This window comes from Halorubrum sp. GN11_10-6_MGM, assembly GCF_005435165.1.
GTDB lineage: Archaea > Halobacteriota > Halobacteria > Halobacteriales > Haloferacaceae > Halorubrum.
Genome location: NZ_SGUC01000004.1, coordinates 110,073 through 126,244, shown reverse-complemented (window position 1 = coordinate 126,244; position 16,172 = coordinate 110,073). Strand labels below are relative to the sequence as shown.

Annotated in this window: 15 protein-coding genes; 4 read left to right on the top strand and 11 right to left on the bottom strand. The window is 70.2% G+C overall.

The features are described 5' to 3' along the window. Positions 1-29: 29 nt before the first annotated feature. From EXE46_RS03685 to EXE46_RS03670, 4 genes are all read right to left on the bottom strand, one after another. Positions 30-551, bottom strand: a complete 522-nt coding sequence (locus EXE46_RS03685; protein ID WP_137687147.1) for a hypothetical protein — start codon at positions 549-551, stop codon at positions 30-32. 27 nt (positions 552-578) lie between these two features. Beyond that, a complete protein-coding gene (gene mch / locus EXE46_RS03680) occupies positions 579-1,517 on the bottom strand; it encodes a methenyltetrahydromethanopterin cyclohydrolase (protein WP_137687146.1) in 939 nt (312 codons plus the stop codon). Positions 1,518-1,579: 62 nt separating this feature from the next. Further along, positions 1,580-1,792 (bottom strand): hypothetical protein, encoded by a 213-nt coding sequence (locus EXE46_RS03675; protein WP_137687145.1) that lies wholly within the window; start codon positions 1,790-1,792, stop codon positions 1,580-1,582. 79 nt (positions 1,793-1,871) lie between these two features. Then, positions 1,872-2,348, bottom strand: a complete 477-nt coding sequence (locus EXE46_RS03670) for a hypothetical protein (protein ID WP_137687144.1) — start codon at positions 2,346-2,348, stop codon at positions 1,872-1,874. A 297-nt stretch (positions 2,349-2,645) separates the two neighbouring features. On the opposite strand from EXE46_RS03670, the gene EXE46_RS03665 reads away from it, so the two are divergent. The 4 genes from EXE46_RS03665 (at position 2,646) to EXE46_RS03650 (ending at position 7,442) form a co-directional block, all read left to right on the top strand. Next, positions 2,646-3,305 carry a DUF726 domain-containing protein gene (locus EXE46_RS03665; protein WP_137687168.1) on the top strand — a complete coding sequence of 220 codons (660 nt, stop codon included), beginning with the start codon at positions 2,646-2,648 and terminating at the stop codon, positions 3,303-3,305. 84 nt (positions 3,306-3,389) lie between these two features. After that, positions 3,390-4,232, top strand: coding sequence for a translation initiation factor eIF-2B (locus tag EXE46_RS03660; RefSeq protein ID WP_137687143.1), 843 nt, complete (start codon positions 3,390-3,392; stop codon positions 4,230-4,232). A gap of 89 nt (positions 4,233-4,321) precedes the next feature. Then, complete coding sequence (locus EXE46_RS03655; RefSeq protein WP_137687142.1) at positions 4,322-5,305, top strand: hypothetical protein; 984 nt, start codon at positions 4,322-4,324, stop codon at positions 5,303-5,305. 79 nt (positions 5,306-5,384) lie between these two features. Further along, positions 5,385-7,442, top strand: coding sequence for a long-chain fatty acid--CoA ligase (locus tag EXE46_RS03650; protein ID WP_137687141.1), 2,058 nt, complete (start codon positions 5,385-5,387; stop codon positions 7,440-7,442). A 1-nt stretch (position 7,443) separates the two neighbouring features. On the opposite strand, the gene EXE46_RS03645 is transcribed toward EXE46_RS03650, so the two are convergent. From EXE46_RS03645 to EXE46_RS03615, 7 genes are all read right to left on the bottom strand, one after another. Then, positions 7,444-8,754 (bottom strand): tRNA (N(6)-L-threonylcarbamoyladenosine(37)-C(2))-methylthiotransferase, encoded by a 1,311-nt coding sequence (locus EXE46_RS03645; protein WP_137687140.1) that lies wholly within the window; start codon positions 8,752-8,754, stop codon positions 7,444-7,446. Between the two features lie 92 nt (positions 8,755-8,846). Next, positions 8,847-9,167 (bottom strand): ArsR family transcriptional regulator, encoded by a 321-nt coding sequence (locus EXE46_RS03640; protein WP_137687139.1) that lies wholly within the window; start codon positions 9,165-9,167, stop codon positions 8,847-8,849. 80 nt (positions 9,168-9,247) lie between these two features. Next, positions 9,248-11,824: a GAF domain-containing protein gene (locus EXE46_RS03635; protein WP_137687138.1), complete on the bottom strand. Its 2,577-nt coding sequence runs from the start codon at positions 11,822-11,824 to the stop codon at positions 9,248-9,250. Positions 11,825-11,927: 103 nt separating this feature from the next. Further along, positions 11,928-12,797: a succinate--CoA ligase subunit alpha gene (gene sucD, locus EXE46_RS03630; RefSeq protein ID WP_137687137.1), complete on the bottom strand. Its 870-nt coding sequence runs from the start codon at positions 12,795-12,797 to the stop codon at positions 11,928-11,930. Continuing rightward, entirely contained in the window at positions 12,794-13,939 is a 1,146-nt protein-coding gene (sucC, locus tag EXE46_RS03625) for an ADP-forming succinate--CoA ligase subunit beta (protein ID WP_137687136.1), read from the bottom strand. The genes sucD and sucC overlap by 4 nt, the downstream gene beginning before the upstream one ends. 97 nt (positions 13,940-14,036) lie before the next feature. Beyond that, complete coding sequence (locus EXE46_RS03620; protein WP_137687135.1) at positions 14,037-14,543, bottom strand: OsmC family protein; 507 nt, start codon at positions 14,541-14,543, stop codon at positions 14,037-14,039. Between the two features lie 81 nt (positions 14,544-14,624). After that, a complete protein-coding gene (locus tag EXE46_RS03615; protein ID WP_137687134.1) occupies positions 14,625-16,034 on the bottom strand; it encodes an aspartate ammonia-lyase in 1,410 nt (469 codons plus the stop codon). Between the last annotated feature and the right edge of the window lie 138 nt (positions 16,035-16,172).

Here is a 16,172-nt window from a genome sequence, read left to right as displayed (position 1 = left end):
GCCGAGAGCGAAGGCGCGCCGAGACCGAGTCAGAGCGCGTCGCCGGCGACGTACCCCTTGGTCGGCTCTCCCGGCGTCCGCTCGACCGGCGCCGCGAGGTCGACGAGCGCGAGCCACCCGAGCAGGCGGGCCGCGCGGTCGCGCCACGTCGCCTCCCAGTCGGCGTCGCGAGCGCGGTCGTGTCGCGGGACCCTATCGCGGGTCGCCGCGAACAGGTCGGCGGCGGTCAGCGGGTCCTCCGGCGTGGCGGCGCGGAGGGCGTCTAGCGCTTCCGGGACGAACAGGACGGCTTCCCGGAGGCCCTCGCGGACGCGCTCGGGGGTCGGCTCGGCGTCGGCGCGGACGAACCCCCGCGAGGTCTCATCGGCCAGCCCGAGCGCGCGCAGGAACGCGAGCCAGTCGTTCGCGGTCTGGCGGTCGGGGAGGTCACAGCGCCGCACGAGCCGGGCGCAGCAGTCGTCGGTGTCGCCGGGGACGAGCGGAACCGCGCGTTGGAACTCGCGGAGCGCGTCGAGGTCGGCCGGCGGTTCGGGGACGGGTTTGAGTCGCATCGGTGCGGTCGGTGTCGTGAAACGCGTTCAGCGGTAGCCGAACGACTCCGCGAGCAGTTCCTCGTTCGTCTCGCCGACGGTGTAGACCGGGCCGTCGACGACGTCGACGGTGACCTGCGCGGGGGCGAACACGCTCTCGGGGACGTCGTAGAAGTCCCAGTCGGCGTCCTCGAACACCTCGACGAAGGGAGTGCCGTACTCCTCGCCCGCGGTCGAGACGATCTCGTCGAAGCGGTCGTCGTCGCGCGCGACTTGGAGGTGGACCTCGCCCCCGTACGCGAGGGCGTCGTTCGTTCGGCCCATCGCCTCCGTCTCGTCGCGGGTCGGGGGCGCGATCGGCGCGGACCCGGACGCGTGGAGCACGTCCGTGGGCTCGTAGCCGACCTCCAGCAGGCGGAAGACCGCGAGTTCGGCGGCGCGGGCCGCGGTGGTGACGGAGCCGGCGGTCGAGCCGGTGGCGAAGGTCGGGAGGAACACGCCCTCGGCGTCGACCTCGGCCAGCTCGGCGACCTGTTCGGCGACTTCCTCGTCTGGCAGCGCCGTCGACTCGATCGCGAGCGTGGCGAACTCGGCGGAGTCGTAGTAGCCGACCCGTTCGAACTCGGTCTCGCGGCCGACCAAGGCCCGGGCCGGCCCCGAGCCGAGCCCCTCGAAGCCGCTCTCCGTGGTCACTTCCCAGCCGGCCTTCTGCGAGCAGAGCAGGGCGACGGCGGGGTGGTCGGTCGACAGCTCGACGTACTGGCGCGGCGCGCCGGCGAGCTCGCCCATCCGGGTCCGGAGGTTCGCCAGCCCGGCCGTCTGTATCTCGGCGAGCAGCAGTCCCGCCTCGACGCCGCCGGCCGCGTCGACCCCGAAGTCGACGACCGTGGCGCCGTTGTCCAGCTCGTAGCCGACGACGTCCAGCTCGCCGGCGAAGTCGAGCGCCTCGTCGACCAGCTCGATCGCGGTCCGGTTGATGCTTTCCATGCGCGAGGCTACTCGCTCCCCGTTTAAGGGGTTTGGCTGTTCGTCCCGAGCGCCGCGAGCACTCACTCGGCCGCGACGTAGCGGTATCCGACGACGGCGACCGCGACGACGGCCGCGACCGCCCCGACGAGGAACAGTGCGGTACTACCCGAATCGTAGCCGTACGGGACGTTCAGGTCGGTCCAGCGGTTCAACGCGAGGAGAGCGACCGCGAGGAGGGCGGCGGCCGCGCCGACGGCGCTGCCGAGCGGGGAGTTCGATCGACTGCCGGGCATGTGCGGCGGTTCCGACGTTCAAGTAAAGTATCTTCCGGCGCCACCGCTGTGGCCGTCCGGGAGGGAGACGATCCGACCGTCACCAGAAACCGTCGTCGGCGTTTCCGGGACCGCTCGGTCCCCGCGGGCCGCTCGGCCGCGGATCGGGGTTGATCTCGACGGGCTCGGACTCCGCGCGCGGGTCGATCTCGCGCCCCTCGTCGTAGCGGACGAAGGAGAGGTAGAAGGCCTCGCCGCAGCCGACGCCCTCGGCGTCCGGCTCCCGGTACGGCTCGTCGCCGCCCACGTCGGTGCCGCGCACGCCGTCGTGGGGGTCCCACTCGACGCCGTCGCTCTCGCCGCAGACGAACCGGACGCCGTCGGCCTCGACCGCGTCGCCTTCGACCGCGCCCCCGTCACCCTCACCCTCCTCCGCGTCGAACGGCGCCGTCGGCGCGACGTACGTCCACCCCTCCAGCGGGTACGGCGTCACCGACTTGTCCGCGAGGTATCCCTCGCGTTCGAGCGCGACGAGCGTCCCGCAGTGCGGACAGTAGTACGTGACCGGGTAGCTCATACCCGATCTACGGGGTCAGTTTATAAACAGCCGTCGCCGCGTCAGCTATTTGATCGTCCGGACCGTGGATCCGACATCTCACCGGACACCTCCACCGACGACGATCCCTCCGGGCTCGTCACCCGCCGGCGGCTGCTGTACGGCGCCGCCGGCGCGATCGGCCTCCTCGGGGGCGGCGGCCTCTACGTCGCGAACGAGCTGGACGGCGATTTCGGCGGGTACGAGGCCCCCGAAGCGCAGCCGGTCGTGACCACTCGGGGCCGTCTCGACGAGTCGGACCCGACCGAACGGACCGGGATGTGGGGCTTCGACGGCGCCGACGCCGTCGTCCTGTACGTCCACGGCCTCGGCGCGGACGCCGGGTCGGCGCGCGATCAGGCGTACACGGCTCGGCTGGCCCTCGACGAGGCGGTCGGGGAGGGCGACGCGCCGCCCGTGATCGGCTACTCGTGGGCGTCGAACGTCGACTGGGGCGCGGCCAAGGAGACCGCCGACGCCAACGGCGAACCCCTCGCCGACTGGCTGACGGCGTGGGCGGACGACGACGGGCGAACGGTCCACCTGTTCGCCCACTCGCTCGGCGCCCGCGTGACGGGGGCGGCGCTCCGCGAGCTCGCCGCCCGAGAGCGGACGGGCGTCCTCGCGTCGGCCTCGCTGTTCGGCGGCGCGGTCCCGGACGACAGCGCCGCGGCCGACGGCCGGTACGGCGACGCGATCGCGGCGCTGGACGCCCCCGTCTACAACTTCCACAGTCGGAACGACCGCGTCCTCGGCTGGGTGTACCGCGCGTCGGACCGGACGCGGGCGGTCGGCCACGGCGGACTCCCGAACGGGGCGACCGCGCCCGACGGCTACGCGGACGTCGACGTCACGGATCTCGTCGCGGACCACTACTCGTACCTCGAACCGGAGGAGGGCTGTCTACCGCGCGCGGCCGACCGGATCGGGTTCGAGTAGTCCGCCGGCACGGCTCGTCCCGGAACGCGCCGCGCCCGACTCGTCCCCGGAACCCCTTTTACCGGCGCGGTCGACCGTTCGGGCATGATCGACGAGACCGTCGCCGAGATCCGAGCGATGCGGACCCACAGCACGTCGGCGGTGGCCGTGAAGGCGACGCGGGCGCTCGCGGACCTGCTCGACCGCGAGTACGTCGCGGTCGACGAGTTCGAGCGCGACCTCGAACACAACGCGGGCGTGTTGCGCCGGTCGAACCCCTCCCACGCCGCGCTCCACAACGCGATGCGAGAGGTCGAGCGCTCCATCGTCGGCGAGGCGACGAGCGTCGAGGGCGCGAAGCAGCTGTTGGAGGACGTGATCGCCCGCGTCGCCGACGACATCGAGACGGCGAAGGGCGAGGCGGCCGCGAACGCCGCCGAGCGCATCGAGGACGGCGACACGCTGCTCGTCCACGACTACTCGACGACGGTGCTGGAGGCGATCGAGAACGCCGCGCGCGACGGCGCGCACCTCACCGTCTACGTCACCGAGGCGCGCCCGCGCACCCTCGGCCGCAAGACGGCGCGCGTCCTCGCCGGGATGTCCCGGGTCGAGACGCGGATGGTCGTCGACAGCGCGATGGGCTACGCGCTCCGCGACTGCGACCGCGTCCTGCTCGGTATCACCTGTATCACCGGCGGCACCTACTACAACCGGATCGGTACCTTCCCCCTGGTCGTCACGGCCCGCGAGCTCGGCGTCCCCGTCACCGCGGTCGGCTCGGGCGCCAAGACCATCGAGGAGTTCAGGTTCGAAAACGAGTTCCGCGACGCCGTCGAGGTGATGCGCGAGCCCGTCGAAGACGTCGAGATCGAGAACCCCAGCTACGACGCCACGCCGATCGGCATGATCGACACCGTGATCACCGACGACGGGGTTCAGAACTGACCCCGGAACCCACACACAACCGGTCGGAACCGGGGCAACGCCGCCGATCGCCCAAAGCGCTTTGTGCGTGAACCGTGTTAACAGGCACAATGAGCGTTCAGCAGGGTTCGACGGCGGTCTTTCAGATCCCCGAACAAGGGGTGACGGCGGGGTGTTCGAGCGTCTGGTGTGACCTGGGCGCACTGGCAACCGAACCGGGGGTCGTCACGGCGATCGCGCTCGTCGGGCTCCTCGCGCTGCTGGCGTTCGCGCACGTTCGCGACGCCGAGTCCGCGTGCCGGCGCGAGCGACGCCGCGTCCTCGACGAGCGGGACGCGTTCGAGTCGTTCGCCGATCGGGTGGCACAGATAGACACCGTCTCCGTCGCGAGGGACGCGACCTCGACGGGCGTGCCGGTCGGCGGGCTCCGCCGAATAGGCTCTCCCGGGGGCGGACGGCGACCCGGAAGCGACCCAGACGGCGGCAGCGTCACCCTCAGGCGGGTGATGACCGCGTACCACGACACCGTGCTGTCGCTGCCGCACTACCGGACCGACTACGACGAGACGGCCGCGGAGAGTCTGGCCGCCGAACTCGGCCCGGACGCCGCGACCGCGTTGGCCTCCGACGGCGGGCTGTCGCGGGGCGCCCGGTCGGCGCTCGTCGAGCGGAGCCGGCGCGCTGCCGACGCGCGCGACCGGCTCGCCGACGCGATAGGCGAGGAGATCGGCGAGCTGGGCGACCGGGAGGCGACGCTATCGTCGATCGACCGCCGCCGACGTCGGTTGCTCGGTCACTTGGACGGGATCCGGTCCGGACGCGGCACCGACGCGGCGATAGACGTCTGGAACCGGCTGACCGAACTCGAACGGGAGTGCGACGAACTCGCCGCCGAGCGGCAGCGCTCGCTGGACGATCCCCCGCTGACCCCCGAATCGGGGGTCGACGGCGACCGCGAGCGACCCTTCTACGACTACCTCTACGGCCCCACGGACGGGCCTCGCTACCCGGTGTTGGCGCAGATCGCGGAGGTCGCCGACGGGATACGCGCGGACAGGGAGCGCGTCGGCAGGCGTATCGCGTTCGACGGCTGACCGCTCGGGAGACGCGCCCGTCGGGTGGAAACTCAAAACTACCGGATTGTTTATGAAGGTAGGGCGGGACTGAGCGTGTATGAGTTGGCAAGCGGCAGAGCGAGCGTTCGCGGACGACGCGATCGCCCGAGAGACCCTTCCCGAGATGTTCGAGCGCACCGCGGAGCGACACGCCGATCGGGTCGCACAGCGGTACAAGGGCGGTATCCACGACCGGTCGCTCGTCGCCGCGGGGGTGGTCCCCGAGGCGCCCGCCGGCGAGTACGCCGACCTGACGTACGCCGAGACCCGCGGAATCGTTCGGAACCTCGCGGCGGGGCTCCGCGATCTGGGCGTTGACGGTGACACGCGGGTCGCGATGTACTCGCAGACCCGGATGGAGTGGGCGCAGACGGACTTCGCGGTGCTGGCCGCGGGCGCGGTCGTGACGACCGTGTACGCCTCGTCGTCGCCGAGCCAGCTGCGCTACCTCTTGGAGGACCCGGCGGCGACCGTCGTCGTCGTCGAGAACCGCGAGATGCTCGACGACGTGCTCGCGGTGCGGAACGACCTCGATCACGACCTCGACGCGATCGTGACCGTCGACGACGTCGACCCGGACGACCTCGGAGACGGCGGCGACGACGTGTACACCCTCGGCGAGGTCCACGAGCGCGGGGCCGACGCGTTCGACGAGGCGACCTACGAGGCGTGGATCGACGCGGTCGGCGTCGACGACCTCGCCAGCCTGATCTACACCTCCGGCACGACCGGGAAACCGAAGGGGGTCCAACTCACCCACGCGAACTTCCGCGACAACGTCTCGCAATGTTACCGGCGGTTCGCCGACCGGCCCGACCGCGACCCGGACGTGCCGGGGATCTCCGCGGAGACGACCACGCTCTCGTTCCTGCCGCTCGCGCACGTCTTCGAGCGGATGGCCGGCCACTACATGATGTTCGCGGCGGGCGCGACGGTCGCGTACGCGGAGAGCCCCGACACGCTCCGCGAGGACTTCGGGCTCGTCCGCCCGACGACGACGACGAGCGTCCCGCGCGTCTACGAGAAGCTGTACGACGCGATCCGCGAGCAGGCGAGCGAGTCGCCGGTGAAAGAGCGCATCTTCGAGTGGGCGGTCAGCGTGGGGCGGTCCCACCACGAGGCCGACAACCCCGGCGCCTTACTCGACGCCAAGCGCGCGCTCGCCGACCGCCTCGTCTTCTCGTCGGTCCGCGAGGCGATCGGCGGCAACGTCGACTTCTTCATCTCGGGCGGCGGGTCGCTGTCGGCGGAGCTGTGCGCGCTGTACCACGCGATGGACCTGCCGATTCTGGAGGGGTACGGCCTGACGGAGACCTCGCCCGTCATCAGCGTCAACCCGCCGGAGGAGCCGAAGGTCGGGACGATCGGCCCGCCGGTCGTCGACACCGAGATCGCGATCGACGGCTCCGTCGTCGGCCAAGAGGTCGCGGACCTGCCCGGCGACGTCGGCGAACTGCTCGTCCGCGGGCCGCAGGTGACGGACGGCTACTGGAACCGCCCGGACGCGACCGCGGAGGCGTTCGTCGACGCGGACGACCTCCCCGCGGACGCCGTGACCGCCGGCACCCCGGCCGCCGAGCGCGTTGGCGCCGACGGGGACGGACCCGACGGCGCGGCGGCCGAAGAAGCACCGTGGTTCCGCACGGGCGACATCGTCCAGCTCCGGCCGGACGGCTACGTCGCCTTCCGCGAGCGCGCCAAGCAACTGCTCGTGCTCTCGACCGGGAAGAACGTCGCGCCCGGCCCGATCGAAGACCGGTTCGCCGCCAACGAGTTCGTCGAGCAGTGCGTGGTCCTCGGCGACGGCCGGAAGTTCGTCTCCGCGCTTATCGTCCCCAATTTCGAGAAGGTCGCGGCGTGGGCCGACGCCGAGGGGATCGACCTGTCCGAGGACCCGGCCGACGTCTGTCGCGACGACCGCGTTCGCGAGCGGATCCAATCGGAGGTCGACCGCGTGAACGAGGAGTTCGAGTCCTACGAGCGGATCAAGCGGTTCCGGATCGTCGAGGAGGAGTTCACAGAGGCGAACGACCTCCTCACGCCGACGATGAAGAAGAAGCGGCGGAACATCTTGGACCGGTTCGCCGACGAGGTCGAGATGATCTACGAGAACTGAGTCAGTCGTCTCCCGGCACTCTGCCGGGGTCGTCGACGCTCGCGGCGTCGGAGGCGGTCCCCTCGGTCGGTTCGCCGAACGCGTAGACGGTGTTGTGGCCGGTCACCTCGACCGTGAGGAAGTCGCCGACCTCGACGCCGCGATCCGTCGCGTTCTGGACGATGATCTGTCGGTACGCGGAGTCGCGGCACTTCACGGAGTCGCCGGTCCCCTCCTCGACGACGAGCACCTCGAACGCCTCGCCCACCATGGACTCGTACGCCTCGCCGACGACCTCCATCTTCAGCTCCGACATCGCCTTCGAGCGCTCCTTCTTGACGGTCCCGCCGAGTCCCTTCATCTCGGCCGCGTCGGTGCCGGGGCGCTTCGAGAAGCGGGTGACGTTGATCTTCTCCGGGCGGACCTCGGCGAGGAGGTCCATCGACCGCTCGTGGTCGGCGTCGGTCTCCGTGGGGAACCCGACGATGAAGTCGGTCGAGAGCGTCCAGTGGTCGAGCCGGTCGTCGAATGTCTCGACGACCTCGCGGAACTTGTCGACGCGGTGCTGGCGGCGCATGGCTTCGAGCACGTCGTCGGAGCCGGACTGGACCGGCGCGTGGATGAAGTCGTACAGCTCCTCGTTCTCGGCGAACACGTCCGCCAGCTCCTCGTGGATCCCGTGGATCCCGCCGGGGTTCGCCATCCCCAGCCGGACTCGGAACTCGCCGTCGATGTCGCAGATGCGGTCGAGCAGCTCGGGGAGCTTTCGATCCCCGTTGTCCCAGCCGTAGACGCCGGTGTCCTGCCCGGTGACGCGGATTTCCTTCGCGCCCGCGTGGACCAGCGCCCGAGCCTTCTCGACGTTCTCCTCGACCGACGGGGAGTCGACCCGCCCGGTGGCGAACTTGGTGATACAGTACGAGCAGTTGCTCATACAGCCGCGGGCGATGGGGAGGATGCCGACGACGCCGTCGAGGACCGGCTCCGCGTCGGGAGTGACCGTCGGGCACTCGCCGTTGAGCACGTACTGGGGGACCTCGTCCCAGTGGAGTATCTCGGCGTCGACGTCCGCGTCGGCGAACGCCTCCCCCTGCGCGAGCGCCATACAGCCGGTGACGACGAGTTCGGCGGTCGTCTCCGCCAGCTCCTCGGCGCGGCGGAGCATGTTCCGCTCGGTCTTCTCGACGACGGTACAGGTGTTGAGGATGGCGACGTCCGCGTCTTCCGGGCCGTCGGCCGGGCGGTGCCCCCCGTCGCGGAGGGCGCGCTCGATCTCCCGGCTCTCGCCCCGGTTCGAGCTACAGCCGTAGGTTTCGATGTGGTACGTCGCCATCGGAGTGCGCTCACTACCGGTCCCGCGGGCAAAAACGCGACGGATCGGGACGTCGGCGAGTCGACGGCGTGTCGAGACGGGTTCCGACCGGCTCAGTCCTCGGCGACCGCGGCGGTCGGCGCGTCGGCCTCGGCGGCCGAGTCGGCGGTCGCCTCCGCTTCGTCGACCGCCTCGCGCTCCGCGGGCGGTACCGCTTGGTAGACGGACCGGCGGGCGTCCCGGGGGCACAGCCCCTCCTCGACGAGGCCGACCTCGGTGAGCTTCTCGACCGCGAACCGAACGGTACGGGTCGAGAGGCGGGTCTCCTCGGCGAGGCCGGTCTGGTCGAACCGTCCCTCGGCGTCGAGCACGTAGTAGACCAGCTTGGCGCTCGGCGGGAGCGGTTCGAGCAGCTCGCGGGTTCCTTCGTCCATACCTCATCCGAAGGGGCGAATCGCGCATAACCGTGGCCCGCCTGTGCGCCACCTGCGCACGCCAACCGGGTTTTTATATATCAGTTCTGCCCCCGGAACTCGAACCGAGCGCCGTCCGCGCCGTCGGCGTCGCCCCCGTCGATCGACAGCTCCCAGCCGTGTGCGGCCGTTATCTCGCGCACGATCGCGAGACCGAACCCCGTCCCGTCCGCCGTGCTCGAACGCCCGTACTCCGTCGCCTCGTCCGGATCGATGTCGAAGCCGCTCCCGTCGTCCGCGACGTAGAACCCGTCCGGGAGCGACCCGACGGTGACGGTGAGATCCCCGGCCGTCCGGGCGTCGTCGTCTCGGTCCGAGCCGTGTTCCACGCTGTCGCCGGACGAAGTCCGGCTGCTAGTCGAGCCGTGCTCGACACTGTTCGTAAACAGATTCTCGAACAGGGTGCGGAGTCGCTCCGGGTCCGCCTCGACCGCGGACGTCGCCGCCGAGACGTCGAGCGTCGCGTCCCCGGTGTCGACGGTGCGCCACGCGCGCTCGGCGGCCTCGTCCAGCGGGACGGACGCGATCTCGTCGACCGTCCGGCCCTGTCGCGCCAGCGCGAGGAGGTCGTCTATCAGTTGTGTCATCCGCTCGTGCGCGTCCTTGACCCGGTCGAGCTCGTCGAGGACGGCCGGGTCGTCGGTCAGCGACGCGGCCAGTTCGGTCCGGCCGGCGGCGACGTTGAGGGGGTTCCGGAGGTCGTGAGAGACGAGGCCGGCGAACTTCTCTAACCGGTCGATCTCCCGCTGAAGCGCGGCGTCGCGGTCGCGCAGCTGTTCGGTCCGTTGGGCGTGGTCGAGCGCCACCGTGACGTTCGCGGCGAGCACGCGGGCGAGCTGGACGTCCGTCTCGTCGAAGAACCCCGGCTTGCGCGAGCCTAATGGCATCACGCCGTGCTCGCCGAGCGGGACCGCGAGGAGGCTCCGATGCTCGCCGTATCCGACCGCGGTGTCGACCGCGTCGAGGTCGTCGACCACGATCGGCTGTCCGGACTCGAACGCCTCCCAGACCCGTCCGTCGCCCGGACCGAAGGCGGGCCGCTCGCCGAGCGCCGCGGTCGCCTCCTCGCTTATGGCGGTCGGGAGCAGGACGTTCGTCTCGGGGTCGTACAGCCGGACGCCGCTGCTCGGGAACTCCAGGATGTCGATCGCCGCGCGCGTCGCCACCGCGGCGATTTCCTCGCGGTCCTCGCCGCCGAACATCTCGCGGGTCGTCGCGTGGAGCCGGCGCAGCGTCCGCTCGACGCGTTTCTGGTCGTCGATGTCGGCGTAGACGCTGTAGATGACGGTCTCGTCCGACTGCTTGACCGGGATGACGTGAAGGATGAAGTCGCGCATCCCGTCGGGGGTCCGGCGGCGCACCTCGAGCCGCTCGGGTTCGTCGCGTTCGAGCACCGGCCCCGGGTGGAGCCGGTCGGCGCCGTCGGGGATGATCTCGTCGCGGACCGCTTCGTACTCACTGTCTGCGCCGTATCCGAACGTCTCCTCGAACGCCTCGTTGGCGGCGTCGAGGCGACGCCCGCCCTCGGCCGTCGGGACGGTTCGAACCGCCGGAAGCGGGAGGTCGTGGAACAGCGCGGTCAGCCGGTCGCGCTCCCGCCGAAGCGCGTTCTCGGTCTCGATCTGTTCGATGGCGTTGGCCGCGTGGGCCGCCAGCAGCTCGGCGACCTCGACGTCGTGCTCGTCGAACGCGGCGTAGCCGTTCGAGACGGCCTGGAGTACGCCGTGAGAGCCGATCGGGACGCTGATCGCCGACCGGATGTCGTCGGCGACCGGGTCCGCCACCGCCGACCCCTCCCGCCGGTTCGCTCGGGTCGACGTCCGACCCGGGGAGGCGGGGTCCTCCAAGTCGTCCGGGTCCGCGGGGTCGACGCTGAGATTGTCTACCACTATCGTCTCCTCCTCGGCGACCGTCGTCCCGACGACCCCCTCGCCGACGTCGAACGTCCGGACCTCGTCCTCGGTGACGCTCTCGGAGAGGACGACCGGGACGACCCGGTCGCCGCAGCGGCGCGCGGTGACGCACCGGTCGAACTCCAGTATCTCCTCGGCCGCGTCGACCGTGCGATCGAACACCGTCTCGATATCGGTCACCGACGCCAGCTCCGTCGCGAACTCGTGGATCGCCGTCACCTTCGCGTTCACCTCGCGGAGGTCGCGCTCGGCCCGACGGCGACCGAGCGCGTTCGCGACGCTGTTGGCGAGCATCTCGTATCGGTCGCGGCCGGCGCCCTTCTGGAGGTAGTCCGTGACGCCGGCGGAGATGGCCTCGCTCGCGATCTCCTCGCTCCCCTTCCCGGTGAACAGCACGAAGGGAAGTTCGGGGTCGACCTCGCGGACCGATTCGAGGAATTCGAGCCCGTTGGACCCCGGCATGTCGAAGTCGCTGACGACGCAGTCGACGCACCCCTCGCAGACTACGTCCAGCCCCTCGTCCGGCGACAGCCGCGTCACGGTCTCGATCCCGTCCACGAGCCGCTCGACGTGGGTCGCGGCGAGGTCCGCCGCCCCCGGTTCGTCGTCGACGAACAGGATGCGACTCGCGGTCACTAGCGATCCCGACGCGTCGCGTGCGGCCGCACCGGCATCGGACTGCGAGTCGTCGGGACCGGAATTCATGTGCGTGTGTTTCCCTACCGGTAATTTTAGCTTTCGCTTCGGGTACCGAAATTGAAAATCGGGAACCGTCGGAGGTCGGCCCGCGACCGCGGTGCGCGAGCGCCTACAGGAAGTCCTCGACGTGGTCGGCGACCTCCTCGGGAGTGTCGCCGACGGGGACGCCCGCGTCGTTCAGCGCGTCGATCTTCGACTGCGCCGTGCCGGTGCCGGAACCGGAGACGATGGCGCCCGCGTGGCCCATGCGCTTGCCCGGCGGCGCCGTGCGGCCGGCGATGAAGCCGGCGACCGGCGTGTCCATGTGCTCACCGATGAAGCGGGCGGCCTGCTCCTCGTCCTCCCCGCCGATCTCCCCGCACATCACGACGGCGTCGGTGTCGGGGTCCGCCTCGAACGCCTCCAGGGCGTCGACGAAGGAGGTGCCGATGATCGGGTCGCCGCCGATACCGATCGCGGTCGACTGGCCGAGGCCGCGCTCGGTGAGGTTGTCGACGACCTGGTAGGTGAGCGTGCCGGAGCGGGAGACGAGCCCGACGTTACCCTCCGAGAAGATGTTCCCCGGCAGGATGCCGAGCTTCGCCTCGCCGGGCGTGATGATGCCGGGACAGTTCGGCCCGATGAGGCGGGTGTCGGTCTCGCTCAGCCGCTTGTTCACCTTCGCCATGTCCTGCGTCGGGATCCCCTCGGTGATCGCGACCGCCAGATCGAGGTCGGTGTCGAGCGACTCGAAGATCGCGTCCGCGGCGAACGCCGGCGGCACGAAGATGACGGAGGCGTCGGCGTCCTCGGCGTCGACGGCCTCGTCGACGGTGTCGTAGACGGGGACGCCGTCGACCTCCTGACCGCCCTTGCCGGGCACCGCGCCCGCGACGACGTTCGTGCCGTACTCGATCATCTGGCCGGCGTGGAACTTCCCTTCCCCGCCGGTGATACCTTGGACAACTACTCTGGTGTCGTCGTCGACGAAAATACTCATTGGGTCACCTCCTCGGCGTTCGCGACAGCGCGCTGGACCGCGTCCTCCAGCGTCTTCTCGACCTCGACGAGGTCGGTGTTCAAGATCTCCATCCCCTCCTCGGCGTTCGTGCCGGCGAGCCGGACGACCACCTTCTTCGGGATCTCGTCGAACTGCTCTAAGGCCTCGTTGATCCCCTTGGCGACCTCGTCGCCGCGGGTGATCCCGCCGAAGATGTTGAAGACGACCGCGTCGACGTTGTCGTCGGAGAACACCATGTCGAGCGCGTTCGCGACGCGCTCGGCCTTCGCGCCGCCCCCGATGTCGAGGAAGTTGGCGGGCGCGCCGCCGTAGTAGTCCACGAGGTCGAGCGTCGTCATCACGAGCCCGGCGCCGTTGCCGATGATGCCGACGTTGCCCGACAGCCGGACGTAGTCGAAGCCGTACTCGCCGGCCTTGCGTTCGAGGTCGTCCTCGTAGGACGCCTCGGCCATCTCGGCGAGGTCGGGCTGGCGGAACAGCGCGTCCTCGTCGATGTTCATCACGGCGTCGGCCGCGACCACGTCGCGGTCGCCCGTGATCATGACGGGGTTGACCTCGATCTCGGAGGCGTCGTTCTCCTCGTAGAGGTCGTACAGCGTCGAGAGGATCGAGGCCACGTCGAGCGCGACGTCGGCGTCGACGCCGGCCTCGTAGACGACCTTCCGGGCCTGGTACGGGTGGAGCCCGAACGCGGGGTCGACGTGCTCGCGCGCGATGGCGTCGGGATTCTCCTCGGCGACCTCCTCGATGTTCACGCCGCCCTCGGTCGACACCATCAGGACCGGCTTCCCCTCGCCGCGGTCCATCGTGACGCCGACGTACAGCTCGTCGACGAAGTCGACGCCCGCCTCGACGAGGACCTGATCGACGGTGTACCCCTTGAGGTCCATCCCGAGGATCTCGTCGGCGTACTGCTCGGCCTCCTCGCGGTCCGTCGCGATCTTGATGCCGCCGGCCTTGCCGCGGCCCCCCACGTGGACCTGCGCCTTGATCGCGGCCGGGTAGCCGATCTCGTCGACGGCGTCGAGCGCCTCGTCGACGCTCGTCGCGAGCCGGGAGTCCGGAACCGGGATCCCGGCGTCCGCGAAGATAGACTTCGCTTGATACTCGTGAAGTTTCATCCGTGTGGGATCGGTACGGACTGCGGCTTAAATGGTTCCGATTCGGCGCGAACGGCGCGGCCGCGCGGTCGCCGCGGCGTCGAGCGCGGCGCCTCAGTCAGTCGAACGTCCACGTCGTCTCGACGTCCGGCGGATCCGCCAGCGTCTGGTAGACGACGCAGTACTTCTCGGTGTACTTTTTGAGCGCCGCGCGGGTGTCCTCGTCGACGTCGCCGTCGACGCTGACGTCGAGGCGGAGGTCCTCGAACCCGACTGGCGCCTCGTCGTCGACGCCCATCGTCCCGCGGAGGTCGAGGTCGCCGCTGGCCTCGACGCTGACCTCCGCGTCGATCCCGAAGCTCTCGGCGACGGCCTGCGCGGTCAGTTGGGAGCAGGCGGCCAGCGCGCCGAGCAGGAGGTCGCCCGAGCAGGCCCCTCCGCCGGGGCCGCCGGCCCCCTCGTGGAGCTCCGCCTCGTAGATCGCTCGGCCGATGTCGACGCTACACGACCGGGCGTCGCCCTGCTCTTCGCCGGTCGCCGACAGCGTGATCTGCGCCGCCTCGGGGTTCTTCTCGTACTCCTTTTTCAGCGGCTCCTGCTCGGACTGTAAGTCACTCTCAGCCATGCCCGGCACTCACACGCGCCCGCAAAAAACGTTCTGCCGGCTTCGATCGGGGATTCCGATAGTGCCTCGCTCGCGGCCGTCTCAGTCCTCGTCGCCGAGGATGACGCGGTGGGTCATCGCCTCGGGGTCGAGCACCTCTTCGGCCTCCGCCTCGGTGAGGTACCCCTCGCTCACGGCGACCTCCTTGACCGATTTCCCCTCCGCGAGCGCCTTCTTCGCCACCTTCGAGGCCTTGTCGTAGCCGATGGCGGGGTTGAGCGCGGTCGCCAGCGCCATCGACTGCTCGACGCGCTCGCGGGCGAACTCCTCGTTGGCCTCCAGCTTCCCGACGAAGCGCTCGCCGAACGTCTCCGCGACGTTCGAGAGCAGCTCCGCCGATTCGAGGAAGTTGTGCGCGATGACGGGTTTGTACAGGTTCAGGTCGATCTCGCCGCGCGCGGCGCCCGCGGAGACCGCGGCGTCGTTGCCCACGACCTGCTTGTGGACCTGGTTGACCGATTCGGCGACGACCGGATTGATCTTCCCGGGCATGATCGAGGAGCCGGGCTGGTTCTCCGGCTGTTCGACCTCGCCGAGCCCGTTGCGCGGGCCGGAGGCGAGCAGGCGCAGGTCGTTGGCCATCTTGTTGAGGCTGCCGGCGATCGTGCGGAGCGCGCCGTGGCCCTCCGCCATCGCGTCGTGGGCGGCCTGCGCCTCGAAGTGGTTGTCGGCCTCGCGGAAGGTCGTGTTCGTCTCGTCGGAGATGTACTCCGCGGCCAGCTCGGGGAACTCGGGGTGGGTGTTGAGCCCCGTCCCGACCGCGGTGCCGCCGAGGGCGAGCTCGCGGAGGTTCGACTGGACGCCCTCGGCGCGCTCGATCCCCTTCGCGACCTGCGTCCGGTAGCCGCCGAACTCCTGCCCGAGCCGGATCGGGGTCGCGTCCTGGAGGTGCGTCCGGCCGGTCTTGACGACGCCGTCGAACTCGGCCTCCTTCGCCTCCAGCTCCGCGTGGAGCGTCTCTAAGGCCGGCACGAGGTCCTTCTCGACGGCCTCCAGCGCGGCGACGTGCATTGCCGTGGGGATCACGTCGTTCGACGACTGGCCGTAGTTGACGTGGTCGTTGGGGTGGACGACGCGGTCGCCGATCTCCGCGCCCGCGATCTCGGCGGCGCGGTTGGCGATCACCTCGTTGGCGTTCATGTTCGAGGAGGTCCCCGAGCCGGTCTGGAACACGTCGACCGGGAACTGGTCGTCGTGTTCGCCCGCGATCACCTCGTCGGCGGCCGCGACGATCGCGTCCGCGGTGTCCTCCTCGATGAGGTCCAGATCGCGGTTCGCCTGCGCGGCCGCCTTCTTCACGACGCCGAGCGCGCGGATGAACCGTCGGCTCATCGGAATCCCCGAAATCGGGAAGTTCTCGACGGCGCGCTGGGTCTGTGCGCCCCAGTAGGCGTCCGCCGGCACCTGCATCTCGCCGAGGCTGTCCTCCTCCGTGCGGTAGTCGTCACCCATGCGCCAACCTTCCCGCGAGACGCTGTAAAAGGTACTGGAAGCCGTCAACGCCGCAAAATCGTGTGATTCGCAACCAAGTTATTCGGTACCAACCACCGATCGCGGAGCCGACACGAAAATCGGGCGAAACGGCCGAAA